Origin of the sequence: Ruegeria sp. AD91A, from assembly GCF_003443535.1 — a bacterium.
Lineage (GTDB): Bacteria > Pseudomonadota > Alphaproteobacteria > Rhodobacterales > Rhodobacteraceae > Ruegeria.
This window is the reverse complement of the sequence record NZ_CP031946.1, coordinates 558,740-583,446: the sequence shown is the minus strand read 5'-3', so window position 1 is coordinate 583,446 and position 24,707 is coordinate 558,740. Positions and strand designations below refer to the sequence as shown.

Sequence of the window (24,707 nt, the reverse complement as noted above, 5' to 3'; positions counted from 1 at the left end):
GACCTTCCGTGAACCTGCTCTATTCCAATGACCGCAAGGGTGAGTACCCAGACAGCTGGTATGCTGCGACGGCAAATCCGATGGATCGCTTTCCTGCGTTGTCAGAAGACACCAAAGCGGATGTGTGTGTAGTCGGTGGCGGTTATACGGGGCTGTCCGCGGCTCTTCATCTGGCCGAAGCCGGGTTCGACGTCGTGCTGCTTGAAGCCCATCGTGTCGGCTTTGGCGCGTCAGGCCGAAACGGCGGCCAATTGGGCAGCGCGCAGCGGATGGATCAGGAAGACCTCGAACGTCTTGTTGGCGATGCTGACGCCGCCAAGCTGTGGGATTTGGCCGAAGACGCCAAGGATCTGGTCAAATCCCTGATCGCCAGACACCAGATTGCGTGTGACCTGAAACCCGGGGTCGCCGTCCTGGGCCTGAGCAGATCTGAGCAGAAAGAACTGCATGACCACGCCGGCCATCTTTCTGAGCGGTATGGATATGACCAGATCGAATTGTTGGACGAAAACGCAGGTCACGCGCTTTGCCCATCACCCGCTTACAAGGGCGGGTATCTGGACATGGGTGCGGCACATCTGCACCCTTTGAACTATGCTTTGGGATTGGCGCAAGCCGCGGCCAAAGCGGGTGTTCGTATCTTTGAAAGCACCGAGGTTACGGGGATTGACGAAACCCAGCCTGCGGTGATCCGAACTGCACACGGCAATGTTCGGGCCGAGCACGTCGTTCTGGCCTGCAACGGGTACCTGGGCGATCTCAATCGTTCCGTCGCCGCCAGGGTCATGCCCATCAACAATTTCATCGCGGCCACCGAACCCCTTGGAAAGGACGCCGCGAGGGTTTTGACCCGGGATGTGGCAGTCGCAGATACAAAATTCGTAGTGAACTACTTTCGCCTCAGTGCTGATGGTCGCCTCTTGTTCGGAGGCGGTGAAAGCTATGGCTACCGCTTTCCATCGGATGTCGCCGGCAAGGTCCGCAAACCCATGACCGAGATTTTCCCGCATCTGCAGGACGCGAAAATCGACTATGCGTGGGGTGGAACGCTGGCCATCACCATGCGGCGGATGCCGTATTTGGCCCGTGTCGCACCCAATATCCTTTCGGCTTCGGGATATTCCGGTCACGGTGTCGGCACTGCGACCCATGCCGGGCAACTCATGGCGATGGCCATTCAGGGTCAGGCCGAAGGGTTTGACACGATGGCACGGGTGCCCGCGCTGTCTTTCCCCGGCGGCCCTGCCCTGCGCAATCCGCTGCTTGTGCTGGCCATGACGTGGTTCGCGCTGCGCGACCGGCTTGGGATCTGATCCACCTAAATTGCGACAGATTGGTGAATTTTTGCCAACCGGCGATTGAGGGCTTGGATTGCCCCATGAATAGCTTTATCTTTCCCAAATACAATATTCGGGAAATCCAAATATGACGCTTCCACCAAACGTTCATGCCGCCGAACCCATCCCCACAGCCGCAAAAGATGCCATTGACGACCTGATGCAATCGGGCGATCTGTTCCGCTATACCGCACCGCAGGATGCCCCGGTGGCCCTGCTGGAGGCCGAGTTCGCGGAATTGTTGGGCACGAAATACGCCCTTGCGGTGTCGTCATGCTCGGCCGCGCTGTTTCTGTCGCTCAAGGCGCTTGATCTACCCCGCGATGCGCGTGTTCTGATCCCGGGCTTCACCTTCGCTGCCGTGCCGTCGTCAATCGTCCACGCCGATTTCGTTCCCGTTCTGTGCGAAGTGGGCGAAAACTACCGCATCGACATTGCCGATTTCGAAGCCAAACTGGACAACGTTCAGGCGGTCATCATCAGCCACATGCGTGGGCATACATCCGACATGGATGCGATCATGGCGTTGTGCGACGCTCGCAACATTCCTGTGATCGAGGATGCCGCGCATTCGCTGGGCACCACTTGGCACGGCCGCAATATCGGAACGATCGGAAAGGTCGGGTGTTTCTCGTTCCAATCCTACAAGATGATCAATGCCGGCGAAGGTGGCATCCTGATCACGAATGATGCAGATCTTGTCGCGCGGGCCGTCATCATGTCGGGAGCCTATGAACACAATTGGAAGAAACACAAAGGCCCGCAGGGCGACAACTCACCCGAACTGGAAGAGGCCTTTGCCCGCTGGCAGAACAAGCTGCCGCTGTACAACCTTCGCCTGAGCAACCTCAGCGCCGCCGTGATCCGCCCACAAATTCCGGAACTGGCGCGCCGCGTCCGCGATGGCCTGGCGAACCACGATTATGTGGCCGGTCGCCTGAACACCTCTCCCCATATCGAGGTTCCAGCCCCGCTGCCCCCCGAGCAGCGTGCGCCGGATTCGATCCAGTTCAATCTGGTCGGGATGCAGGAACATGAGATCCGCGCCTTTGCCGAAGCAACCGAGGCGCGCGGCGTCAAAGTTCAGGTGTTCGGCCTGAGTGAGGACAATGCCCGCGCCTTCTGGAACTGGAAGTTCCTTCCGGAAACTTTCGATCTGCCCAGGACACGCGAAATGCTGATGAAGGCGTGCGATGTTCGTCTGCCCGTGCGCCTGACGCGCGATGAGCTGGACGTGATTGCAGACATCCTGCTGGCATCGGTTGGCGAAGTGACCGGCCCGATGCCGGTTTATGGAACGTAAAACGACAGCACTTCAAACAAGAAAGGCCCGCATAGCGCCAAGCCACTATAGGTAAATGTTGACGAGCTTTCGACCAGCAGCTAGGCCGCTGGTCGTTTTCGTTAGAAATATGAGCTTGTGACGTGCCGGAACCCAAGAAGGCTTCGCAAAATCTGCGAACAAAATAAGAACTCGGCTTCCTCGCCTGCCTGGAGGTTTCTGAGTCAATTTTTGCCGCAACCCACTTTGTGACCTTTACGGCGTATTTCCTGACCCAAGAGAGGGGCGCGACCGACCAGCTACTCCGGGTTCAAACTTGGCGCGGGGCAAGGTCTGCGGGTCTGGAGATGAGCGCACCTATGTTTGCCCAAGTTGCGGACGGTCTAGCATCCTCAAATCCAACAAAGCATTGGCGGAAGAATACGCAAGGCTCTCCCGCCTGAATAGAAGAACAAAGCATTAAAGTTGTCCGAGTGTTGCATGTGTCAATCACGGAGCGACCGTTGAGCTGATGCCCAGCCGGTATCGAAAGTTCGGCAAAACGGCCAAAGGAGATCCAAGATATCAGTGCAGAGCGTGCAAGAAGACCTTTTCGATTGGTCGCTCGACGAGGCGACAAAAACGTAGAGATCTAAATGGAAAAGTCTTTAGATCGCTGGTTAATGGCGTGACGCTTTCAGCTATCTCACGATACCTCGATACATCACTTCCGGAAGTCTATTCGAAGATCGACTTCATCCACGAGCAATGCCAAGCCTTTGCAGCAGAGCGGGAGAAGCGACTTCCCGAAGTATTTGAAGGAAATAGTCCTCACTTCGCCACGGACACACATATCCTTCAGGTGAACTGGCCTGACAAAGGTATTCGTAAACTTGTAGAAGTGCGCCAAATGTGCACCGTCCACAATGATAGCAAGTATGTCATCGCGTCTACAACAGATGTTGATCCCGACATTCACCCGCTTGCCGTCGAAAAGGCGATGGACATTGTCGGTGACAAAGACAAGCCTCGTTCTATGCGAGAGAAAGCTCGGATTTGGTTTGCCAGTGAGTACATCGAGTTCATTTGCAAACGACACGAGGCGACCAACCCAAAATCAAGTAGGTGGCACCGTAACAAAAAGCCTAGAGAGCTTGATGACGATATCAGGCTCCTTGAGAAGGCCGCGAGGGTTCGACAAGACGCGGCCGAGTTTGCGCATATCATGCTGCTCAAGAAGAAGATCGGTAAGAAGTATCGACTGCTGAACTTTTCAGTTGACCGCGATACGGGTGTCTCTTCAGCCTTTTTGGCTGTGTTTAAAATGAAGTGCAGAAGAGCTTGGTGCGGATTGCAGACGTCACCATAGCAAAGAATGAAAGCCATCCGCGGCGCCTGGGGTTTGTGACTGATGGTAACAGGGAGTTTGAGCGCGCGGAGCATTTGATGCGTCAGGCAGGGTTCTTGCCTGGAGGTGGTGATCAGGCTGTCTCCAGGCCACAGGACGGCGCCATGGAGTACCTTTTGGAAGCCTCCTTTGGCAATATGGCACTCTCCGATATCAGGGAGCTCCTAATGGATCATACCGGTCAGTCTGAAACGGCCGGCATTCACTATCCGTTCCACTTCATTAATGAGCCGCATAAGCGGGTGATTTTCCGCACTGACCCGACACGATTAGACTATGCCCAGATGGCCCAGTTCGCAGTTCGGGCGGGAACGCATCCGGTAGACATGTATCACGCTCGGGCACGGACCAAGGTCATGGGATTTGAGCGTGGCTTGTCAACCTCGGGCCGCAAAAGCCTGTGGTACTACAAGCAGTACTACAATCCGGTTATGGTCATGAAGCTGGTGGATATCCTGAGGTTTGCCCATAACTACACCGACCTCATGGTAAAAGAACACAAGAGCCCAGCTATGAAGCTCGGTATTGCAAAGGGCTTTGTGTATGATCGGGATTTATTTAGCTTTTAGAAAATCTGTCCAAAATGACTTCTCTACAATCACCCTCAAAACTGTGTATTGAAGCCTAGAAAAACTTGCCACTTCGCTTGTCCTGGTCCCTTGCTCGCAACTGAGTATTGGGGTTCGACAAAGACGTTGTAGGTTATGTCATTCTTCTTGAATACCTGCCCGATGCCTAAGCCAATTGGCACATTGAAGCTGTCCGCTTCAAAATCGTAGGTCATGATCGGGGCTGATCTCAGGTAAGTACCTCCTCCTAGCTGGTAGAACAGGAACGGTTGGAATGCTCCGGTATTTACGTCGCTCGCATTACTGTCACCGGCAAAACTGGCTTGCCAAGTCAAAAGGTAACCGTATTGGAATTTGGGAGAAGACGCATTGAACAATACATTTGCGATACCTGCCGACCATTTTTCAGACCCCGAACCGTCAGTAGAGCCAGTTGGCGCGGTTAACTGAGGCCCAATACCGAAGCTCACCGCCGGATTTCCAATGTCAATTAGATATGCCGCAAATACATTGAGATCTCCAACGCCCGTAGTTTTCCCGCCTGGCCTCGGGAAAGAGTTTATCGGTAACGAAGCCCGCAAGATCCAGTTCGTGTCACCTAAACTAACCGGCTGCGCATACCGTAACCAAAATTGATTGCCCGTTTCGCGTGTTCCCGTAATTTCGCCGATATAGTAATTCTGGACATTGACTGCTTTGAAATTGGCAAGCGGATTATTCGCCTGCGCTGCGGACGATGCGGCATCTTGATCTTGAGCAGTAGCCGGATTGCCCAGGGTCGCGAAAACAACAAGCGTCAGGATCAAGTTGGCAAAGTTTCGAGCAGCGCGTACCCAACTCGGATCCGATCCTGAATGAAAAAAGTTAGCAACGGTTGTCAATTTTCGCTCCTTGATCCGCAATATTGACGAGCTCCAATCCAAATTTCCGCATCATTGTGGGAGCCCGATTTCGCTTGCCGAACTCACTTTGAAAGTAGGTAATAGCCCGCGGTGCCAATCAATATTTCAAGCGCCATATAGACATGCAAAAGAAAGTGCACGCGGCCTTCCGCAAATAGGCTTAGCACCCGCCCGCCGGCCAAACCGAACATAAAAACCACGAGAATGATCAGGGACGTATCGGTGAATGCCGGATTAGCAATACCTATTATCCAAGAGGCAATAACCGCAAAATAAAGACCCATTACGGCACGCAGTATATGCGCAATATTGTCGTTAATGTCGGCACCATACAGGAGCTTCATCGTGAGTTTGGGTTTTGCGCCATAGCTTAGAGCTATAGGGACTAGACCGACGGACGATATGAGAAGCAGTAATTGAGCGAGAGACAAGGCACACCTCAGACATTGTGGAAAAAGCCGCCGTCCAAAGCAATGTCAAGGACAGCGGTCGCTAACAAATCAGTTTATTTACCCACGACGGTCCACGGGTTCCAATCCTCCGCCACCGGAACAATACCCATCTCGTCAGCATAGCCTTGATAGATTTTTTTCAACTGTTCGAGCTTTCCTGGAAACTGTTCCTCAATTGGTGTAGTCTCACCCGGATCAGCGACGATGTCGTAAAGATGCCATTCGCCAGATCCAAACATACCAGTGCGAATGCGAACTGCTTTATGATTTCCTTTGATTACATATGTGTTTCCAAAAAGCTCAAAGGCGACCCACTGATCTTCATTTCGAACATAGTTTTGTTTGCCTTCAACGAAGTCCCTCATTGAGACACCAGAGGGTTTCACCATATTGGGGGCGTCGTACCTTGGGCCATCAGCCTGAACACCGGCGTAATCCAAGATTGTCATAGGAACGTCCTTGATGCTCGTAACAGCATTTGTGCTCTGACCTAAGTGGGCAAATTCATAGCCCAAAGGTGGTTTGATCATGAAAGGAACTCGCACTCCGCCTTCGGAAACATAGGCTTTCCAGAAAGTCAAAACACCCGTCGTAGAGTTCGCCCACGTTGTTCCGATTTGCCAAAGTGCGTCGGCCGATCCTATGGCCTTAAGACTTTGGTCAAAGTTTGCTTCTACCCACTTGCTCAATAGTGGATTGCTTAACTTGCCGCGGAAGTCCGTCCCTTCCGGTCCATTGTCGGTAAGGTAAATGATCAGGGTGTTATCGAGCTCGCCGATGGAATCGAGGTAATCGAATAGTTTCTTGATGTGCTGATCCTGCGAGTCAATCATTGCGGCGTAGGTCGCCATGATCTTTGCTTGGTATTTTTGCTGCTCATCCGACAGTGATGACCAAGGTACAACAAGATTATCAGAATTGTCTTCTTTACCATCATGGTACTTTGAGGACGGAGAGATCACGCCATGCTTTATAAGCGTGTCATAACGTTTTTCCCTCAATCCTTCGTACCCCAGCTCCAGATACATTTCGTAGTATTTATCGATAAGCTCTGCTGGTGCTTGGATTGGGAAGTGGGCCGTTGTGAAAGCCATATAGGCAAAGAAAGGTTTGCCAGATCCGCGACCACCCTCCAAGTATTCGATCATTTTTGAAGTGTATAGGTCGTTTGAGTACACCCCGTCAGGGCGAGTTACCAAACGGTCGTCTTCATGGAATTCCTCTTGAGATATTTTGGGAATTTGCCCCTTCTCTACTGCTTCTGCTGTTGCAGGGTCTTTTTCATCAGGAAGCATGACCTCTTGGTTCCAATGATTGGAGCCGCCGACGTAAATCCCGTAGCTACGATCAAAACCCCAGGATTGCGGACCTTTGCCGGTGTTTCGGGTGGGATGCCCAAGGTGCCACTTACCTGTGGTGTAGGTGTTATATCCTGCGTCCTGCAATAATTGAGCGATAGTGACAGCATTGTCGGTCAAATAGCCTTCATAGCCTGGCTTTCCTTCAGCATCCGGGTAAACGGCATAGTCAAAGGCCGCCAAGCCAACCTGAATGTTGTTTGCACCTGTCAGGATCTCAGAGCGCGAGACGGAGCAAACAGGAGTCGCGCGAAAGTTAGTAAACTTGAGTCCTTCCGAAGCAAGTTCATCCAGCGTCGGTGTCTCAATCTCGGAGCCGAAGGGCCCAATATCTGCGAAACCCATGTCATCGCCTAAGATCAATAGAATATTGGGGCGCTCATCCGCCATTACGATTTGCGTTGAAAACACAGTGAAAATAAGTGGCATCAGCTTTGCCATACAGCGTGTCATGATCTGATGTTCCCTTCGTTGGCAAAAGTGGTCAGCGACCCATAAAATCGATGTTGATTGGCCATCGTTCCTTTCAACCTTAGCTTTCTGAGCAAAAAAATCATTGGCAACTGCGCGCGTTTCAAGTTTTTTGACAATTGTTGCAAATTGTGAAATGGACGCAAGATGTATGACGACCGAACAATAAGTGCACTGTTGAGCCTCTCCAGAACACTGAACTTCAAATCCACCGCAAGAGAACTTGACCTGTCACAACCTACGTTGACGAGGCTCATACAGAAGGCCGAACGGGATGCAGACCTGGTCATATTTAAGCGTTCTGGTGCAAGGATTGAGCTGACTAACGCCGGACAGAAGGTTGTCGAACTTTGTAGGCAACAGAAAATTTCGAACGATCAGTTTCGCAAGAATATCGCGCGGGCGGCAAGCGGTGTAGATCGCGTAGAGATTGTATGCGGGCCTTTAACGACCCTGTCACTTGTTGCACCGGCGCTAAAGATGGCTGAAGAGGATATCCAAAAAGTTCAGGTGTCTGTCAAAGTTTCAGCAGATACGGACTCTGAGGAACTGTCGTCAGGCGGCAGTGTCGACATATTTGTCGGAGATCTGACTCATACAGCGTCCACAGATGGGTTAGAAATCGTAAAAGTATCATCAAAGGAATTGGTCGTTGTGGCGCCCCCTGGACACCCCATCACAAAAAAGGGGCCGGTATTATTTGCAGAGGCATTCAACTATCCCATTGCATCGCCATTCCTACACAAACACTGGAAATCTGAATTTGAAGCAATCTTGGTCAAAGCCGGAATTGATCCAAGATGGAGAGAGATACCTGCCATAGAGACAGATGACTTTTCGCTCATTGAGAACTTGGTTCGGTCAGGTGGATACTTGAGTGGCGGCACAAAAGACTTGTTCTCCGACGCCATCAAGGCTGGCAAGCTAGTCCAGGTGAACGTCAAAGGAGCTCCAAGTTGGAACATATGCATCGCTCGCAAAATGAACAATGAGAGGTCGTCTGTAGAGGCAATTTGGAAAAATCTGGTGCAGGCAGCTCTTGAGATCTCCAGGTCCGACTGACCGAAGGAAATGCTCTTGGAGCACTAATTTAATCTGAGGTGTGAAGTGCACTCTAAAGAACGAGCTTTCATCAGGGAGCAGACTTTTGAACTTAAAAAACCCAATGCTTGCCTTGGACTAAAAGTGTCAAATCCGCTCATCTAAAATAAAATTGCAAAAGAGGCTGAACTCTCAGCCTCTTTCAACATTTACCTGTAGGGCCTTGGCATAGCGCGGGCCTTTTTCTTTGTTCGGAACAAATCAGTTCAGCTTAGACAGTTTTTGCTGCAATTCCGCCAGCTGCTTCTTGATGTCCTCCAGATCCTCTTTCGGTTCAGACTTTCCCTCGTCCTTGTCCGGACCGGACCATCCGCCTGACAGCCCACCGGTCATCGCCTTCAGGAAAGCCTGCTGCTGCGCCTGCAATGCATCAAAACCCGGCATCTGAGACATCGGGTTCATGGCACTCATGTTTTCCACCATCTTGCTCTGACTTTCCCGCAGCATCTCGAACGAGCTTTGCAGGAACTGAGGCATCATGCCCCCACCCGGAAGCATATAGCTACGGACCAGATCGTTCAGTACATTCACCGGCAGCACATTCTCACCGCGGCTTTCATGTTCGGCAATGATTTGCAGAAGATACTGGCGCGTCAGGTCATCGCCGGTTTTCAGATCAATGATCTGTACTTCGCGCCCGTCACGGATGAACCCCGCGATATCTTCGAGCGTCACGTAATCGCTGGTCTCGGTGTTATACAGCCGACGGCTGGCATAGCGCTTGATCAGCAGCGGTTTTTCTTGGTCCGACACCGGATTCCCTCCCCAAGGATGATGCGTTGCAGCACAGGTTATGCGAGTGCAGCACAAAAAGAAAGGGCAGGTCAATGGACCTGCCCAACGCGATTGCACCTAATGGGAGGGTTGGGTGCGTTTCGCGGACGTTTCTTACTTTGCAGTTGCAGCTTTCTTGGCTGCAGTGGTGACCTCGTTGGTCGCTTTTTTGACGGCGGCGGTTGTTTCTTCCGCAACGTCTTTGCCAGCAGCCATCAGCAGTTCAACCGTTTCGGTCTGAACTTTTTTCGCGATCTCAGCAAAAGCGGCCATGTTTTCAGCAGCAACTTCAGCCGACGCGCTTGCGAAGTCGGTTGCGGCTTTTGCATAATCAGCAGGCTCTGCCTTGGCTTTAGACATCTCGCTCAGCTTGGCCAGGGTGTCCTTGGTCCATTTGTTCGAGATCTCGGCCGATTTCTCAGCAGCTTCCAGAGCAACGCCCGACAGCTTCTCGTTCAGCGAAGCGGTCGATTTGAATGCGCCTTCCATTGCGGTGGTGTCCACCGGGAATGCACCCATCATGTCTTTCATGATCGCGGTAAAATCTTGGGTCTTTGCCATTGTCCTAATCCTTTTAGCCGGTCCGGGCCCACCCCGGCTTTCATCAGCTTGAGGACAATATGATTGCTGCATCGCAGCATTGCAAGTTTTTTCTTGCTGCAATGCAGAATTTCTTAAGTTTCAAAATGAAATCAGCCGTTTGGCTTGGCAACAACATAGGTTCCAGGTGCGGGGGAAAGGATGGGGTGCTTCGAATCGCCCGGTTCGCGTGCCGGAACCTGCTTTCCGGACCGCTTCTTCAACCAAGCGTCCCACATGGGCCACCAGGACCCCTCGTGAAAATCAGCTTCTTTCAGCCAGGTGCTAGCGTCCGGCTTCATATCCGGGTTGGTATAGTGGCCATACTTTTTCTTGCTGGGCGGGTTCACGATGCCCGCAATATGACCCGATTCTGAAACCACGAAGGTCTTGGACCGCGAGCCAATTTTCTGCACGCCGCGGTAACAGTCTTTCCATGCCGCGATGTGGTCCGTTTCGCAGGTGATGGCCATCAGAGGCACATCCACGTCTTCGAGTTTCAGCTTGTGCCCCATCAACTCAAAACCGTCGGTGGCGAATTCGTTGCGCTGGCAGAGACCTCGCAGATATTCCACGGCCATTTTTGCCGGCAGGTTAGCACCATCGCCGTTCCAGTAGAGCAAATCAAATGCCGGAGGCACCTCTCCCATCATGTAGCTGCGAATGGCTGGACCATAAACTAGGTCGCGTGATCGCAGGAACGACATGGTGCGCGCCATGATCCACGACCGCAGAACGCCTTCCTTGTTCACTTCTTCTTCGATTCCGTCGATGAAGTCGTTTTGCAGGAATGGCGTGAACTCACCCTGATCGGAAAAATCCGTCAGTGCCGTAAACAGAGTTGCCGACTTGACGGACTTGTCTCCGCGCTGCTTCAGTAAGGACAAAGTCAGGCTCAACGTTGTGCCTGCGATGCAATAGCCCACAGCGTTGACCTGTCTGACCTTGCAGATCTTCTTCGCCGTCTCGATTGCCGTCAGGAAACCGTCTTGGACATAATCCTCCATGCCGGTTTCGGCATAGCTTTCATCCGGGTTAACCCAGCTCACGACAAACAGTGTATAGCCCTGCTCAGTGATCCATTTGATCATGCTGTTCTGGGCTTTCAGATCCAGAATATAGAACTTGTTGATCCAGGGCGGGAAAAGAATGATGGGTGTTTCGTAAACCGTTTCGGTCACCGGCTTGTATTGAATCAGTTCCATCATCCGGTTGCGATACACGACCTCACCCGGCGTTGTCGCCAGGTTTCCGCCAACCTTGAACGCGCTTTCATCTGCCAGTTTCACGACCAACTCGCCGTCATTGGCCTCAAGGTCTGAAACCAGATTCTCCAACCCCTTGACCAGCGATTGACCTTCGGTCTCGACTGCTTTTTGCAGGGCATCCGGATTGGTCGCCAGAAAATTCGTCGGCGCCATCATGTCAATGATCTGTTGCGAGAAATATTGCAGGCGTCGTTTGTCTTTGGCATCCAGATCATCTACCGACGAAACTGCCTGAGCAATGGCTTCTGCATTTGTCTGATATTGCTGGCGGATCAGGCGGAAATACGGGTTTTTTTCCCAAAGGGGATTGGAAAACCGCTTGTCACCCGATTTGGCCAGCTCGTTTTCGTCTTCTGCTGAGGTTAGCGTTTTCTGCGCTTCGGCAAAGTTCAAAACCGACTTTCCCCAGAATTCTATTTGCTGCTCCAATAACTTGGCGGGGTTTTGCCATGCCTCGGCCCAATACGCCGTTGCTGCTCGTGCAAAAAGCTCTTGATTCGGGCCGTCCAGCGCAGGGGTGTGCGGCTTTTTTGACGCCATAATCTCGATCAGGCGCTTCGAGAGCTGCTCGACCTTTTCCATATTTTCTTTAATTCGTTCAATATGTTCTTCGGACACGTCTGGCATTTGGCCTTCGCTAGTTGTCATTTTAACAATTCCACCCTAACCTCGCTGCTATGCAGAATAACGTCGTGGGTGCTGGGGGGCAAAGCGACGAATGGTCCGAACTCTCAGGCTGACACTCAGGAGGCCCCATTTATGCGCTATATGATGACCTACGACCTCATGGAGTCCATGCGTAACACCAACCAGTGGCTTGGTGCAACCGCAAGCGCGATGGCGTCCTACCCGCTGTTTTCCATGACACCCAACCCGGCGTTCAGCTGGATGGCCGCATGGGGCGAAGTGACTGAACGGACCTTCCAGCGAATGGTTGTCAAACCTGACTGGGGCATTCGAACCTTCACCTGCGAAGACGGCAAGGATCATCTGGTCGAGATCACGACTGTTCTGGAACGCCCCTTTGGCGATCTGGTTCATTTCCGTGTCAACGGCCGGGAAGAACAACCGCGCAAGGTCCTGCTGGTTGCGCCCATGTCCGGCCACTATGCCACGCTTCTACGCTCGACCGTCAAAAGCCTGCTGGTCAATTGTGAGGTTTACATCACCGATTGGCATAACGCGCGCGATATTCCTGTGTCTGCAGGCAAGTTCGATGTCGAGGATTACACTCTCTACCTTGTGGATTTCATGAAGGAACTCGGGCCGGACACGCATGTCGTGGCGGTGTGTCAGCCCGCCCCGCTGACATTGGCGGCCACTGCCTATCTGGCCGAGGTGGAACCCAAGGCTCAACCCAGTACTCTGACACTGATTGGCGGGCCGGTGGACCCGGACGCAACTCCGACTGACGTTACCGACTTTGGACGACGTGTCACGATGGGTCAGCTGGAAGAGACCATGATTCAACGGGTCGGCTTCAAGTACAAAGGTGTCGGGCGTATGGTCTATCCCGGCCTGCTGCAACTGGCCTCGTTCATGTCGATGAACGCCGATCGCCACTCCAAGGCGTTTTCCGATCAGATTCAACGCGTTACCCGCAACGAAGCCTCGGATCTGGATGCGCATAACCGTTTCTATGATGAATACCTTGCGGTCATGGACATGACGGCCGAATTCTATCTGTCGACGGTCGAACGCGTCTTCAAGAACCGCGAGATTGCGCGCAACGAATTTGTTGTCGCTGGCCACAAGGTTGATATCGGCAAGATTACCGACGTTGCGGTGAAATCGGTCGAAGGTGCGAATGACGATATCTCGGCCCCCGGTCAATGCATTGCTGCACTGGACCTGTGCACCGGCTTGCCAGACAGCAAAAAAGCCAGCCACGTAGAGCCGGGCGCCGGCCATTATGGCATCTTCGCAGGCCGCAGCTGGCGCGACAACATCCGCCCGCTTGTGATTGATTTCATGAACGAAAACAGCCGCAAGAAACGCCGCCGCGCAGCGAATAGCAACAAGGTCGCCTGAAGAACATGGGCGGGCCGACACATGTTGGTCTCGCCTTTTCCTGCATTTGCGGCCAGTTGAAGGGTCATATCTCGGACCGGGGTGTTCGGCTTGGAACCCATGTCGAGTGTTTTTGTCATGACTGCCGCGCGGCGCAGCTGTTTTTCCGGCAGCCCGACCCGGCCCCCGGCCCGGTTGACATTTTCCAGATGGCACCGGATGAAATCGGTTTTACCGCTGGCGGTCAATTCCTTTCGGCCATGAAACTAAGCCCAAATGGTATGCTGAGATGGTACGCCAGCTGCTGCAACGCCCCGTTGGCGACGACGCCACAGACTGCACGTTTACCTTTTGCAGGATTAATTGTCCTCAGGATTACCGGTGATGTTTCCGCATTGGGGCCGGTCACGACCCGCGGGTTTGTCCCTCGACCCAATGGAAAACAAAAACACGAAAAGGTCAGGTTTGCGGCGTTTGGCCTTTTGCACCGCGCCTTGCGATCACGCCTGTCAGGACGGTGGAAGAATACGCCGTTTTTTAACCACGAGACCGGCGAACCTTCGGTGACACCGAATGTGATTTCAAAAGTCGAACGCGCAGCGCTTTACCCTTAGTCAAACCGTTGCGGGATATTCAGCCAGGTTTCCAAGGCGTTATTCACGGCATCAGGTGCTTCAAGCGTTAGAAGATGCCCCGCATTTTCGACAACCTTCAACTCTGCCTCCGGTATCAGGTCAGACATGAACGAGTGGCGTTTGACAGGGGTAAGCGTGTCATGCACGCCGCACATGATCAAAGTGGGGGCTTTGATGCGGCGCAACGTTCCCTGTTGGTCGGGCCGGCGCTGCAAGGCACGCATTTGACGAACGAATGTCTCGGCGCCCAGATCATTCGCCATTGTCAAAAGATCATTCAGAATTGGGATTCGCTTTGGCCCCGGCGCCAATGTATCGGTGCCGACCAGTTGGCGCATGATTTCTTCCAGCCGCCCACCCTGAGCGCCAATAATCAGGTCCTCACGACTGGCTGCGATATGAGGTGTATCCGCCTGAGCGTCTGTCGACATCAGGCACAGGCGCGACACCCGTTCCGGTGCCCGCCGGATCAACTCCAACGCCACAACACCGCCCATGCTCTGCCCGACCAGGGCAAACCTATGGGGAAGCTGATCCAACATCCCCGAGGCGATTTCTTCGATACGCTCACCTCCGGATATCGGCGCAACGGTGACCGGCCGTGCCCGTGACAGTACCTCGATTTGAGGCCGAAACAGGCGGGCATCACACATCAATCCAGGCAACAACACCAGCGGCTCGATCACGCGGGGGTCTCCATCTGCTCGGTTTTCCGAGTCCTTCCAGTTGTTCTCAGGATGAAAGTTTTGCCGCAACCGGGCAAGGAAAACTTCATGGGTAGGCGATTGCTCGAAATGCCGGAAAATCGGCGTAACGGGCTTGCCGGGCAGAAAGGTCTTCACCCGGCTCAGTGCCGGGCCTCAACAGACATCCACGCGGAGCAATGTAGCTGTCGATCCGACGATGCGGCCTGGGCCGCCACACAAGGTTGAACGCGCATAACTTGGGGAAGAACCAGATTTCGGAATACTCCAGATGATCGTGCATCCACCACGCCAGATCCCGCCAATCTCTGCCTTGCGCATATTGATCCGCGAACCACGGGATGACGATGGATGCCCCGGCGATCCGCGCATCCCCTTCCCCGTGATCCCAGATATGGCATTCCAACGGATTATCGTTTCGGGCGCAGTTCAGTTTGTTTTCATTGCCAAACCGGTTCAAGGACGGTGAGCGGTAGCCCGACCTGACGGCGACCCGGCCAAATGTCTCTTCCAAGGGGTCAAGAAGGGTTTCGCAAAACGCGCGACCTGTTTCGATCGCCAGATCCGGGTTGTCCGGAATATTCTGCTTTTGGTGGAAGTTGCCGATTTCCGAATACAGAAAATCACGCATGAAGAAGTGCCGGGACAAGCGGACGCGGCCCAGGGTCTCAAGGCTCCACATGCTGCCCGGCTTACGCATCTTGCATCCTTTTTTCCGATCAGGGTTTATTCCACCCCCAAGCCCTTGAGCCACTCCAGTATACCAGCAACGGCCGCGTCGGTTTGACCCGGCGACATCAACCGCCCCGCGATAACGTGTGAAGACGGATCGTCATCCGGCCCCATCGTAACCAGCTTGACCGTTGCCGGAGCGCCCCAGGCCTCAGCCACTTTGTGCGTCCGGCCCGGCCGCACAACCTGATCATCATCCGAAAACCAGAACAAAGCGGGTATCAGGGCCTCAGAGAAATCCAGCGCATAGACCGTATCCACCAGCACGGACATCGGCACGACGGCTTCCCACGGGTAGACCGACGTCCAGTACTTGTTCTTCTCTGGGTCCGGCCCTGACACATCGCGTTCTGGCCCCATGAGAACGGGCAACCAGATTCTTGCCCAAGGTAAGGAAGGCACCCACGCCGCGAAGGTATTCACACCAAAGTTCGGCGAGACAAAGACCATGCCAACCACATCCCGGCTGAGGTCAACATCCAACGCAGCTGCCGCCGCCAGTGTTCCTCCGGTCGAGGTGGAAATGACGATCACCTTCTCTCCGACCGCACGCGCCGCTGCCAGCCCTTCGGCCATGTCCTGCATCCAGCCCGAGGCAGTACCCTCGGCCATCGCCGGCCCATCCCGACCGTGAGCTTGCAAACGGGTGTAGACCAGGTTGGCCCCCAAAGCGTCAGCCACCAGATCAGGCACGGGGCGGATTTCCTCAGAACTTGCTGAAAAACCGTGGATGTACAGAACAGAATACGGCGTGCGCTGCTCCTTGAACCCGTCCTGCCAGACCACACGCTTTTCGACACCCGGAACGATATCATCATAGGCGGACTCGGTGCTTTCAAAATAAACCTGAACACCTTCACCAAATTTCCGGGAATCAAAAGTCGGGTGCAGGTTCACTTCCTCGCGCGGGCCGAACCAGTAGACCAGGCCGCCGAGAACAACCAGCGCCAGAAGAGCGCGCCCCAGAATCCAACCAAAGCGCCGCATCAGGTTTCTCCCAACACGTCAAGAACCGCGGTCTCGATCAGGCCCAGGCATTTCTCGTCCGAGAAGCGATGATCAGCCCCTTTGACCAACAACAGCCGCATGTCAGGACCCGCAGCATGTTCCAGCAGCCGCACGGCTGTTTCGGTCGAAACCGCCGTGTCTGCGGTGCCTTGCAGGAAACGAACCGGGAACGGCAGATCCAGAGCGCCCCGCAGAACCAAATTCTGACGTCCGTCTTCGATCATGCGCTTGGTGATGATATAGGGTTCCATATAGTCGGACGGCAACTCGACATGGCCGACAGTGTTCAACGCGGCTTTTTGTTCGTCGCTGAAAGACGCCCAATACCCGTCCTCGGTGAAATCCGGTGCAGCAGCAATTGTGACCATGCCTGCAATTCGTTCGGGCATGGCCCTGGCCAGTAGCAATGCCTGCCACCCCCCCATCGACGAGCCAACAACAATCAATGGTCCGTCCGTCAATGCATTTACTGCGGCCAATGTGTCCTGATGCCAGTCACCAATAGAGCCATCCGTGAACGCACCCGAGCTTTCGCCGTGGCCGGAATAATCGAACCGCAAGAACGATTGCCCCCGCGCCTGCGCCCAAACTTCCAGATGCACGGCCTTGGTGCCTTCCATGTCCGATTTGAGCCCACCCAGAAAAACGATGGTCGGCCCTGACCCTTCGCTTTTGTGATAAGCCAGTGGCCGCCCCTGAGCCGTTTCCAGAAATTCCGTTGCTGCCATGAAATCCTCTTTCTCTTTGGGGAACATCATGCACGGCAGCTCGATGGTCGCAATTCCTGAATTCGATGTTTCGTTGCGTCAGCCAAAGCACCCTGCAGCACTTGACAGAAATTGCTGCACCTGCCACATCAGCCAAACACACATAACCCGCAACCGGGCGTTCAGTGGGCGCCAAACCGACGAGGAGAGCCGATATGGCCCTGGATTCTCAATCCGTCTCTCTCACCTTTCCCGATGGCAATGCACGTTCCTTCGACGCAGGCGTCACGCCCGCGCAGGTGGCTGCCGATATCTCAACCTCGCTGGCCAAAAAGGCCATCTCGGCCACCGTGGATGGGAAGCACTGGGACCTGCAATGGCCCATCGAATCCGACGCGCAGATCGCCATCCACACCATGAAGGATGAAGTTCAGGCCAATGAACTGATCCGCCACGATCTGGCCCATATCATGGCCCGCGCAGTTCAGGAAATCTGGCCCGCGACCAAGGTCACTATCGGCCCCGTTATCGAAAACGGCTGGTATTATGACTTCGACCGTGAAGAGCCGTTCACGCCGGAAGATCTCGGCCTCATCGAGAAAAAGATGAAAGAGATCATCAACAAGCGTGATCCCGTCACCACCGAGGTCTGGGACCGCGAGCGCGCGATCGAGTTCTACAAAGCCAATAACGAGCCCTACAAGGTCGAACTGATCGAAGCCATTCCCGGCGACGAACCGCTGCGCATGTACTGGCACGGCCACTGGCAGGATCTGTGCCGTGGTCCGCACCTGCAACACACCGGCCAGGTTCCGGGGGATGCCTTCAAGCTTATGTCCATCGCCGGCGCCTATTGGCGTGGCGACAGCGACCGCGCGATGTTGCAGCGTATCTATGGCGTGGCCTTCACCGGTAAGGAAAAGCTGAAAGCGCACCTGCATATGCTGGAAGAGGCCGCCAAGCGCGACCATCGCAAGCTGGGCCGCGAAATGAACCTGTTCCACATGCAGGAAGAGGCGCCCGGTCAGATTTTCTGGCACCCCAACGGCTGGACGATCTACACTCAGTTGCAGGACTACATGCGCCGCCAGCAGCGCAACGGCGGCTATGTCGAAGTCAACACGCCACAGGTTGTGGACCGTAAACTGTGGGAAGCATCGGGCCATTGGGACAAGTATCAGGAGAACATGTTCATCGTCGAAGTGGACGAGGAGCACGCGCGCGAAAAGGCGATCAACGCGCTCAAGCCGATGAACTGCCCCTGCCATGTGCAGATCTTCAATCAGGGCCTGAAATCCTATCGCGACCTGCCGCTGCGTATGGCTGAGTTTGGCTCGTGCAACCGCTATGAGCCGTCAGGTGCGCTGCACGGTATCATGCGTGTGCGCGGCTTCACCCAGGACGATGGGCACATCTTCTGCACCGAAGACCAGATCGAGTCTGAAACCGCAGAGTTCATCCGGTTCCTGTCCCGGATCTACAAGGATTTGGGATTCGAAAACTTCTCGGTCAAATTCTCGGATCGCCCTGAGAAACGATCTGGGTCGGATGAAGTCTGGGACAAGGCCGAAGCCGCGTTGCTCAGCGCGACACGTGCTGCCGGGATCGAGCCGGAGCTCAACCCCGGCGAAGGCGCCTTTTACGGCCCCAAGCTGGAGTTTGTTCTGACCGACGCGATCGGTCGCGATTGGCAATGCGGTACGCACCAGGTTGACTTCGTGCTGCCCGAGCGTCTGGACGCCACCTATATCGGCGCTGACGGCGGTAAACACCGTCCCGTTATGCTGCATCGCGCAACCTTGGGTTCGTTCGAACGTTTCATCGGTATCCTGATCGAAGAACACGCAGGCAAGCTGCCGTTTTGGCTTGCCCCGCGTCAGGTCGTGGTCGCGTCTATTACCTCTGAGGCGGATGACTATGTCGCCGAAGTGGTCGAAACCCTGCGCGCAGCTGGTGTTCGGGCCGAAGCCGACATTCGCAACGAAAAGATCAACTACAAGGTTCGTGAACATTCGGTCGGCAAGGTTCCGGTCATTCTGGCCGTCGGCCATCGCGAAGTCGACGACCGCACTGTCAGTGTCCGGCGTCTGGGTGAAAAACAGACGCAGGTACAACCGCTTGACGTTGTAACAAACGAGCTGTCGCAGGCAGCCACCCCACCAGATCTGCTGTAACAATCGGCAGGAAATCGCAAGAAATCTGGCCCCCGATTTGGGGCCGGATTGAAACATTTCCCCCTTTATTCATCAAAAACAATGCATTACGCTGCAAGAGGGCACGCCGCCCCTTGACGTGCTTGTGAGACACGGGCTCGTGAATTCAACTCTGTCTACCAAGCTACTACCTTTGTCATTGTCACAAGCAGACATACCCAGTCATCAAGAGGATTACCGAGATGTCGAACACAGCTAAGTCCCTGGTTATCGCAACCGCAGTCGCAGCCGCCGTATCGGGCGCCGCAACCACTGCATCCGCTCAGGCAAAAGAAAAATGCTATGGCGTATCACTGGCCGGTCAGAACGACTGCGCCGCTGGCCCCGGCACCACTTGCGCGGGTACCTCGACCGTTGATTATCAGGGCAACGCATGGACCCTGGTCGATGCAGGCACCTGCGCGGATATCGAACTGCCCGCACAGGCCGACGGCGCACCGCGCAAAGGCTCGCTGGAAGCTCAGGATCGCGACCTGCCGGCATAAGAAGCGCCTGACGAATTCAGGGGGCGGGCACCATCGCCCGCCCCTTCCCTTTCGTGATCAAGGAACTGGCCCATGTTGGATGATGCCCACAGGTCGAACCGCCTGCCCGCAGCTCCGGGCGTAGGTTACAAGCCGCAACACTTCGCTCAGATACTTGAACACGCGCAGCCCGTCGCATGGCTGGAAATTCATGCGGAGAACTATATGGGCGATGGCGGGCGACCTCTGGCGCAGCTGCGCCATCTTTCCGAACAATTCCCGATCTCGGTCCATGGTGTTGGCCTGTCCATTGGCGGCGAAGGCGCACTGGACCCTGATCATCTGGCCCGGCTGAAACAACTGGTGGGTTGGCTGAACCCTGCCAGCTTTTCCGAACACCTGGCCTGGTCCACCCATGACACCCATTTCTACAACGACCTGCTGCCCTTGCCCTATACCGACGCAACTCTGACACGTGTTTGCGATCATATCGATCAGGTGCAGGATACTGTCGGGCGGCAGATGCTGTTGGAAAACCCCTCAAGCTATTTGGCTTTTGAAGAAAGCGCCTGGTCAGAGCCCGACTTTCTGCGCGAAATTGCACGTCGTACCGGATGTGGCTTGTTGCTGGATGTCAATAACGTCTTTATCTCTGCCACCAATCTGGATTTCTCTCCTCAGGGTTACATCAATGCCTATCCACTGGAAAAAGTGGGGGAAATTCACCTTGGCGGTCATGACGAGGATGAAGACGATCACGGCCACCCGCTGCTGATCGACAGCCACGGGCGTGAAGTCGTCGATCCGGTCTGGGCGTTGTTGGATTATGTGCTGGAACGGACGGGGCCGAAGCCCGTCCTGGTCGAGTGGGACACCGACGTACCGGACTGGCCCGTTTTGCGAGAAGAGGCCGTTCGCGCGCAGACCGCCCTGGAACGGATCCCGGCATGAGCGTTTCGCAATCCGAATTTCGCGCAGCCATGATGGATGCGTCAGCCCCTGTCCCCGAAGGTTTGCTGGACGCCCAGGCGCAGCCAGCCGGTCGTCGGTTCAGCGTCTATCGCAACAATATCGCCGTGTCCTTGACCGAGGCGATGCATCAGGCGTTTCCAGTCATCACCAAGTTGCTGGGCTCTGGGAATATGGATGGGCTGGCCGGGATATTTCTGCGCCAGCACCCGCCATCTTCACCGCTGATGATGTTCTACGGTGAAGCCTTTCCCGAATTTCTGGCTGGAATGCAGCAGCTATCGCATCTTGGTTACTTGCCGGATGTGGCGCGGATGGAACTTGCCTTGCGCAAGTCGTACCACGCCGCCGACAGCCAACCTGCCCCGGCAGAAGCTCTGGCCGTAGACCCCGAACAGGTCATGCGGGCCCGGTTGCGATTTGCCCCTGCTATGCGGGTGATACGTTCAGACTGGCCTATTCACGCGATCTGGCGCTTCAACACCGACGCCGACGCACCGAAACCGGTTGCACGAGCGGAGGATGTGTTGATCACACGCCCGGAATTCGACCCGGTTGCCCAGCTGCTGCCCGCTGGCGGAGCAGACTGGATAACCCACATACAAGGTGGCGACATGATCGGCGAAGCGTTTGAGAAAACCGCAGCGACGCAACCTGAATTTGACCTTGGAACCACTCTGGCACTGCTTCTACAGGGCGGTGCACTAACTTCTGTGACTATCGAAAGGCTGGAGACATGACTGCCCTGATCTCACTTCACAACAACGTTCTGGGAAAGGTGGACCTTGCGTCCAACTGGCTTACACCAACGCTGGCGCGGCTGGTCTTTGTCGCCGTCCTTCTGGTCTATTACTGGAACTCGGCAATGCTGAAGATCGACGGTTCGATCTTTTCACCTTCGGCAGGTGCCTTCGGTCAGATTTTCCCCAAAGCAGCCGAAGCCGTACTTTATGACGTATCCCAAATGACAATCTTCCAACGTATCGTCATTTTCTTTGGCACGGTTGCAGAATTCGTCCTTCCTGCGCTGCTGCTTGTCGGTCTGTTCACCCGCCTGGCCGCCTTGGGTATGATCGGTTTCATCTGGGTGCAGACCCTGGTCGATGTCACCGGCCATGGCGTGAAACTGGGCAGCCTGTTCGACGCGGCGCCATCCATAATGGATCAGCGTACGATGTGGACATTCCTGATGCTGGTGATCGTGATCAACGGTGCGGGCCCCATCTCACTTGATCGGATCCTGCGTCTGAAATGACCTAGAAATGCGCTTTGGGCTGGTCCGGTTTACCCGCTGCCAGCCCAAGCACCCCGGCAACCCCGGCAAATGCAATCGGGAACATGGTGAAGACACCAAATCCGAATGCATAATACATCGCTCCCGCTGAAATGAGCAGCAAGATTCCGGCAAAAAGAGCACGCGCAGGCGCCATCGCCCCCCCGACAATGGCCAACAAAGGCGCGATGATCGACACGGCCTGAATCAGATCAGGGTTGTCTGCCTGCCTCAGAACTCCTTCTATCTCGCCGACGTGATCGATCACGACCACCTTCGCATATCCGAAAAACCCGACGATCATACCGATCAATCCGGCGATAACGCCCAAAATCATGGCGGCATTACGCATTGAACATCCTCACTTTTACATGCAGGCACATAAGCATTCCTCAAGAAATACCAAGCTGCGTTCGTGTTTCGGCTGTCCAGCCCAGAAACAGATCTCCGTCTTTCTCGATCAACGGACGCTTCATCAGAGTGGGGTGCTCTTTCAACAGTTCCAAAGGTGTTTTCGCGCGTTGGTTGTCATCCAACCCACGCCATGTTGTGGACCTTGTGTTGAGCAAAGCGTCGCCGAAGGCGGCAAGCGCTTGCGACAGCACAGAGTCCGGCACGCCATCGCTGCGGGCATCTACAAACTCTGCATCTGGAAACGTTTTCAATGCCTTGCGACAGGCGTCACAAGTCTTCAGTCCATAAAGGCGCATGTTTTTTACTGTTCCTGCATTTGATTGCATTTTGGGCAAACTTGCCAGTTTCAGGCAGTTATTCTTGATTTTTTACATCACCATGCAATGTTGAAAAAGGCGAAACATGTGAATTGGACTGTTCAGAAATAGCGATCCAGTCGGGTTTACGATGTCGCTCACCACAGCCCCCACCAATTTGTGGGACAATGCGTAAGTAGAAGGAGACACGGGACATGCCTACCGGCACCGTGAAATGGTTCAATACCACCAAAGGATATGGTTTTATTGCCCCTGATGAAGGGGGCAAAGATGTGTTTGTACATATCTCGGCCGTAGAACGGTCCGGCCTTACCGGACTCGCTGACAATCAGAAAGTCTCTTACGAGTTGGAGGACGGACGCGACGGTCGGCAAATGGCTTCTGATTTGAAGCCGTTGTAACGACATCCCCGCTGATTGCAGGGTGAATCAATTAAGGATGGCGGCCAATTTTCCGGCCGTCAGCCACCCCTCACCGGTCTCGTTCCATTGTTCTCACGCTGACTTCGCATCGGCGTGGCAGTATTGGTCTGTGTCCTTTTTCGCGGTGCTGGAAACCCCGTTCGCGTATGTCACGACCGCGGTCGAGCCCCCAAGCCGGATAGTCCAGACTTATGCAAACTGCCTGGGCCCGCGCACGCACGTTGCCACACCTTCCGCTCAGAATTGCCGTTCTAGTTTCTGGAGCAAACGTGCGACAGTCCTCACCAAATCCAAGCAATGAGCCGTCAGCCTGCACATGCAATGCAAGCCCGGGCACACGTGAAATATTCGCAAGCTTGAGTAAAAGAGCCATGGAACCAGTGTTCCGATCCCATGACAATCCGGATAAACTACCGCTGTGCGAATTCAAGTTCTATTTGCGAATGATCTCTTCGAACTCGCGCCATTCTCGAGCCGTCATACCCGAGCTTTCCTGTGTGACGTCATCGCCCGCCAGCATGCGCCGCAGGCTTTCGACCATCTGAGCGGACAGGTTGACGGCACCAAGGCGGTAATCTTCGAAGGCCTTGTAGGCAAATGGTACCCAGTCGGCGACGATCTTGCACATCGCATCAGCGTAGACGCGGATTTCGAACTGAGCATGAGGGTCAGCGCGCAATCGCAGGAAGTGGAACAGGTTGTGAAGGTCGACCTTCCAGTACCACTGCGTATAGATGTTTGCGGGCAGGTTCATCCGCGCCAGTTCACGTGCCAGACCCTGCTGCCCGCCCTGACTGATCATCGCCTCGTAATTGTCGTAACACCGGGCACTGTCTGCCTTCAGGATGTCCAGGACACGTGCAGCCTCTTCCCCTTCCAGAGCCGAGCCACGGCCCTGATTGTTCACCTCTGATTGGGCGGCGACATGTTCGGGTGCGGGAATATAGAACTCACGATCCAGAATCGAATACCGCGCCGAATACTCATTTACATTGGCCGTGCGGTGCCGAATCCACTGCCGCGCCACGAAGACCGGCAGCTTCACATGCAGTTTGACCTCGCACATTTCGAAAGGGGTCGAATGCCAGTGCCGCATCAGATACCGGATCAGACCTTCGTCATTCTGAACTGATTTGGTTCCTTTGCCGTAAGACACACGTGCAGCCTGACAGATAGCGGCGTCATCGCCCATGTAGTCAATGACGCGAACAAAACCGTGATCCAGAACCTGATGCGCGGTATACAGGTGATCTTCCATTCCCGCTGAAACGACGCGACGAGTGGGATGCGATTGCGCACGTTGCGCTTCGATCTCGGCCTGTTGGTCAGCGGACAGCGGCATCAAATTTTCCTTTCTGG

General features: G+C 54.6%; 26 protein-coding genes. 13 read left to right on the top strand and 13 right to left on the bottom strand.

Annotated features, from left to right (window positions below):
- Positions 1-8: 8 nt before the first annotated feature.
- The 4 genes from D1823_RS02930 (at position 9) to D1823_RS02915 (ending at position 4,575) form a co-directional block, all read left to right on the top strand.
- On the top strand, positions 9-1,313 hold the full coding sequence (locus D1823_RS02930; RefSeq protein WP_117868538.1) for an FAD-binding oxidoreductase: 1,305 nt from the start codon (positions 9-11) through the stop codon (positions 1,311-1,313).
- A gap of 112 nt (positions 1,314-1,425) precedes the next feature.
- Positions 1,426-2,640, top strand: a complete 1,215-nt coding sequence (locus D1823_RS02925) for a DegT/DnrJ/EryC1/StrS aminotransferase family protein (protein WP_117868537.1) — start codon at positions 1,426-1,428, stop codon at positions 2,638-2,640.
- A gap of 646 nt (positions 2,641-3,286) precedes the next feature.
- Entirely contained in the window at positions 3,287-3,967 is a 681-nt protein-coding gene (locus D1823_RS02920) for a hypothetical protein (protein WP_117868536.1), read from the top strand.
- Positions 3,943-4,575, top strand: coding sequence for a hypothetical protein (locus tag D1823_RS02915; RefSeq protein WP_117868535.1), 633 nt, complete (start codon positions 3,943-3,945; stop codon positions 4,573-4,575). The genes D1823_RS02920 and D1823_RS02915 overlap by 25 nt, the downstream gene beginning before the upstream one ends.
- A gap of 35 nt (positions 4,576-4,610) precedes the next feature.
- Here the strand turns inward: D1823_RS02915 and D1823_RS02910 are convergent, their stop codons facing one another.
- The 3 genes from D1823_RS02910 to D1823_RS02900 all read right to left on the bottom strand — a co-directional run bounded on the left by D1823_RS02910 (position 4,611) and on the right by D1823_RS02900 (position 7,728).
- Positions 4,611-5,456, bottom strand: a complete 846-nt coding sequence (locus D1823_RS02910; protein WP_234998966.1) for a hypothetical protein — start codon at positions 5,454-5,456, stop codon at positions 4,611-4,613.
- 83 nt (positions 5,457-5,539) lie between these two features.
- Positions 5,540-5,908, bottom strand: coding sequence for a DUF4345 domain-containing protein (locus tag D1823_RS02905; protein WP_160116480.1), 369 nt, complete (start codon positions 5,906-5,908; stop codon positions 5,540-5,542).
- A gap of 74 nt (positions 5,909-5,982) precedes the next feature.
- Positions 5,983-7,728, bottom strand: coding sequence for an arylsulfatase (locus tag D1823_RS02900; RefSeq protein WP_162896749.1), 1,746 nt, complete (start codon positions 7,726-7,728; stop codon positions 5,983-5,985).
- Positions 7,729-7,905: 177 nt separating this feature from the next.
- Here D1823_RS02900 and D1823_RS02895 point away from each other — a divergent pair, with 177 nt between their 5' ends.
- Positions 7,906-8,820, top strand: coding sequence for a LysR family transcriptional regulator (locus tag D1823_RS02895; protein WP_109311511.1), 915 nt, complete (start codon positions 7,906-7,908; stop codon positions 8,818-8,820).
- Between the two features lie 240 nt (positions 8,821-9,060).
- Here D1823_RS02895 and phaR read toward each other — a convergent pair whose 3' ends face one another.
- The 3 genes from phaR to D1823_RS02880 form a co-directional block, all read right to left on the bottom strand.
- Positions 9,061-9,612: a polyhydroxyalkanoate synthesis repressor PhaR gene (gene phaR / locus D1823_RS02890; RefSeq protein ID WP_117868533.1), complete on the bottom strand. Its 552-nt coding sequence runs from the start codon at positions 9,610-9,612 to the stop codon at positions 9,061-9,063.
- A 135-nt stretch (positions 9,613-9,747) separates the two neighbouring features.
- On the bottom strand, positions 9,748-10,194 hold the full coding sequence (locus D1823_RS02885) for a phasin family protein (protein WP_117868532.1): 447 nt from the start codon (positions 10,192-10,194) through the stop codon (positions 9,748-9,750).
- A gap of 131 nt (positions 10,195-10,325) precedes the next feature.
- Entirely contained in the window at positions 10,326-12,128 is a 1,803-nt protein-coding gene (locus D1823_RS02880) for an alpha/beta hydrolase (protein ID WP_117868531.1), read from the bottom strand.
- A 111-nt stretch (positions 12,129-12,239) separates the two neighbouring features.
- On the opposite strand from D1823_RS02880, the gene phaZ reads away from it, so the two are divergent.
- Entirely contained in the window at positions 12,240-13,511 is a 1,272-nt protein-coding gene (phaZ, locus tag D1823_RS02875; protein ID WP_117868530.1) for a polyhydroxyalkanoate depolymerase, read from the top strand.
- Positions 13,512-13,516: 5 nt separating this feature from the next.
- Entirely contained in the window at positions 13,517-14,104 is a 588-nt protein-coding gene (locus D1823_RS02870) for a DUF6151 family protein (RefSeq protein WP_117868529.1), read from the top strand.
- On the opposite strand, the gene D1823_RS02865 is transcribed toward D1823_RS02870, so the two are convergent.
- The 4 genes from D1823_RS02865 to D1823_RS02850 form a co-directional block, all read right to left on the bottom strand.
- Positions 14,101-14,811 carry an alpha/beta fold hydrolase gene (locus D1823_RS02865; protein ID WP_117872661.1) on the bottom strand — a complete coding sequence of 237 codons (711 nt, stop codon included), beginning with the start codon at positions 14,809-14,811 and terminating at the stop codon, positions 14,101-14,103. The genes D1823_RS02870 and D1823_RS02865 overlap by 4 nt on opposite strands.
- An 85-nt stretch (positions 14,812-14,896) precedes the next feature.
- Positions 14,897-15,511 (bottom strand): hypothetical protein, encoded by a 615-nt coding sequence (locus D1823_RS02860; protein ID WP_117868528.1) that lies wholly within the window; start codon positions 15,509-15,511, stop codon positions 14,897-14,899.
- Positions 15,512-15,555: 44 nt separating this feature from the next.
- Positions 15,556-16,548, bottom strand: a complete 993-nt coding sequence (locus D1823_RS02855) for a carboxylesterase (protein ID WP_117868527.1) — start codon at positions 16,546-16,548, stop codon at positions 15,556-15,558.
- On the bottom strand, positions 16,548-17,297 hold the full coding sequence (locus D1823_RS02850; RefSeq protein WP_117872660.1) for an alpha/beta fold hydrolase: 750 nt from the start codon (positions 17,295-17,297) through the stop codon (positions 16,548-16,550). Before D1823_RS02850 ends, D1823_RS02855 begins: the two co-directional genes overlap by 1 nt.
- Positions 17,298-17,491: 194 nt before the next feature.
- On the opposite strand from D1823_RS02850, the gene thrS reads away from it, so the two are divergent.
- The 5 genes from thrS to D1823_RS02825 all read left to right on the top strand — a co-directional run bounded on the left by thrS (position 17,492) and on the right by D1823_RS02825 (position 22,177).
- On the top strand, positions 17,492-19,450 hold the full coding sequence (thrS, locus tag D1823_RS02845; RefSeq protein ID WP_117868526.1) for a threonine--tRNA ligase: 1,959 nt from the start codon (positions 17,492-17,494) through the stop codon (positions 19,448-19,450).
- A 221-nt stretch (positions 19,451-19,671) separates the two neighbouring features.
- The gene (locus tag D1823_RS02840) at positions 19,672-19,974 is read left to right on the top strand and encodes a DUF2282 domain-containing protein (RefSeq protein ID WP_117868525.1); all 303 of its coding nucleotides are present in this window, start codon (positions 19,672-19,674) and stop codon (positions 19,972-19,974) included.
- A gap of 72 nt (positions 19,975-20,046) precedes the next feature.
- The gene (locus D1823_RS02835) at positions 20,047-20,904 is read left to right on the top strand and encodes a DUF692 family multinuclear iron-containing protein (RefSeq protein ID WP_117868524.1); all 858 of its coding nucleotides are present in this window, start codon (positions 20,047-20,049) and stop codon (positions 20,902-20,904) included.
- On the top strand, positions 20,901-21,662 hold the full coding sequence (locus D1823_RS02830; RefSeq protein WP_117868523.1) for a DNA-binding domain-containing protein: 762 nt from the start codon (positions 20,901-20,903) through the stop codon (positions 21,660-21,662). Before D1823_RS02835 ends, D1823_RS02830 begins: the two co-directional genes overlap by 4 nt.
- Complete coding sequence (locus D1823_RS02825; RefSeq protein WP_117868522.1) at positions 21,659-22,177, top strand: DoxX family protein; 519 nt, start codon at positions 21,659-21,661, stop codon at positions 22,175-22,177. Before D1823_RS02830 ends, D1823_RS02825 begins: the two co-directional genes overlap by 4 nt.
- 1 nt (position 22,178) lies before the next feature.
- On the opposite strand, the gene D1823_RS02820 is transcribed toward D1823_RS02825, so the two are convergent.
- Both D1823_RS02820 and D1823_RS02815 read right to left on the bottom strand, forming a co-directional pair.
- Positions 22,179-22,547, bottom strand: a complete 369-nt coding sequence (locus tag D1823_RS02820) for a hypothetical protein (protein WP_117868521.1) — start codon at positions 22,545-22,547, stop codon at positions 22,179-22,181.
- A 40-nt stretch (positions 22,548-22,587) separates the two neighbouring features.
- A complete protein-coding gene (locus D1823_RS02815; protein ID WP_117872658.1) occupies positions 22,588-22,905 on the bottom strand; it encodes an ArsC/Spx/MgsR family protein in 318 nt (105 codons plus the stop codon).
- A 215-nt stretch (positions 22,906-23,120) separates the two neighbouring features.
- Here D1823_RS02815 and D1823_RS02810 point away from each other — a divergent pair, with 215 nt between their 5' ends.
- Positions 23,121-23,327, top strand: coding sequence for a cold-shock protein (locus D1823_RS02810; protein WP_010439113.1), 207 nt, complete (start codon positions 23,121-23,123; stop codon positions 23,325-23,327).
- Positions 23,328-23,781: 454 nt separating this feature from the next.
- On the opposite strand, the gene thyX is transcribed toward D1823_RS02810, so the two are convergent.
- Positions 23,782-24,690, bottom strand: coding sequence for an FAD-dependent thymidylate synthase (gene thyX, locus D1823_RS02805; RefSeq protein ID WP_117868520.1), 909 nt, complete (start codon positions 24,688-24,690; stop codon positions 23,782-23,784).
- Positions 24,691-24,707: the final 17 nt, after the last annotated feature.

Bases quoted from the DNA above. Each gene is read 5' to 3' on its own strand.
- D1823_RS02925 (WP_117868537.1), top strand. From the start codon at position 1,426: ATGACGCTTCCACCAAACGTTCATGCCGCCGAACCCATCCCCACAGCC.
- D1823_RS02900 (WP_162896749.1), bottom strand. From the start codon at position 7,728: ATGGCAAAGCTGATGCCACTTATTTTCACTGTGTTTTCAACGCAAATC.
- D1823_RS02895 (WP_109311511.1), top strand. From the start codon at position 7,906: ATGTATGACGACCGAACAATAAGTGCACTGTTGAGCCTCTCCAGAACA.
- D1823_RS02885 (WP_117868532.1), bottom strand. From the start codon at position 10,194: ATGGCAAAGACCCAAGATTTTACCGCGATCATGAAAGACATGATGGGT.
- D1823_RS02880 (WP_117868531.1), bottom strand. From the start codon at position 12,128: ATGACAACTAGCGAAGGCCAAATGCCAGACGTGTCCGAAGAACATATT.
- phaZ (WP_117868530.1), top strand. From the start codon at position 12,240: ATGCGCTATATGATGACCTACGACCTCATGGAGTCCATGCGTAACACC.
- D1823_RS02870 (WP_117868529.1), top strand. From the start codon at position 13,517: ATGGGCGGGCCGACACATGTTGGTCTCGCCTTTTCCTGCATTTGCGGC.
- D1823_RS02860 (WP_117868528.1), bottom strand. From the start codon at position 15,511: ATGTGGAGCCTTGAGACCCTGGGCCGCGTCCGCTTGTCCCGGCACTTC.
- D1823_RS02855 (WP_117868527.1), bottom strand. From the start codon at position 16,548: ATGCGGCGCTTTGGTTGGATTCTGGGGCGCGCTCTTCTGGCGCTGGTT.
- D1823_RS02850 (WP_117872660.1), bottom strand. From the start codon at position 17,297: ATGGCAGCAACGGAATTTCTGGAAACGGCTCAGGGGCGGCCACTGGCT.
- thrS (WP_117868526.1), top strand. From the start codon at position 17,492: ATGGCCCTGGATTCTCAATCCGTCTCTCTCACCTTTCCCGATGGCAAT.
- D1823_RS02840 (WP_117868525.1), top strand. From the start codon at position 19,672: ATGTCGAACACAGCTAAGTCCCTGGTTATCGCAACCGCAGTCGCAGCC.
- D1823_RS02835 (WP_117868524.1), top strand. From the start codon at position 20,047: ATGTTGGATGATGCCCACAGGTCGAACCGCCTGCCCGCAGCTCCGGGC.
- D1823_RS02830 (WP_117868523.1), top strand. From the start codon at position 20,901: ATGAGCGTTTCGCAATCCGAATTTCGCGCAGCCATGATGGATGCGTCA.
- D1823_RS02825 (WP_117868522.1), top strand. From the start codon at position 21,659: ATGACTGCCCTGATCTCACTTCACAACAACGTTCTGGGAAAGGTGGAC.
- D1823_RS02820 (WP_117868521.1), bottom strand. From the start codon at position 22,547: ATGCGTAATGCCGCCATGATTTTGGGCGTTATCGCCGGATTGATCGGT.
- D1823_RS02815 (WP_117872658.1), bottom strand. From the start codon at position 22,905: ATGCGCCTTTATGGACTGAAGACTTGTGACGCCTGTCGCAAGGCATTG.
- D1823_RS02810 (WP_010439113.1), top strand. From the start codon at position 23,121: ATGCCTACCGGCACCGTGAAATGGTTCAATACCACCAAAGGATATGGT.
- thyX (WP_117868520.1), bottom strand. From the start codon at position 24,690: ATGCCGCTGTCCGCTGACCAACAGGCCGAGATCGAAGCGCAACGTGCG.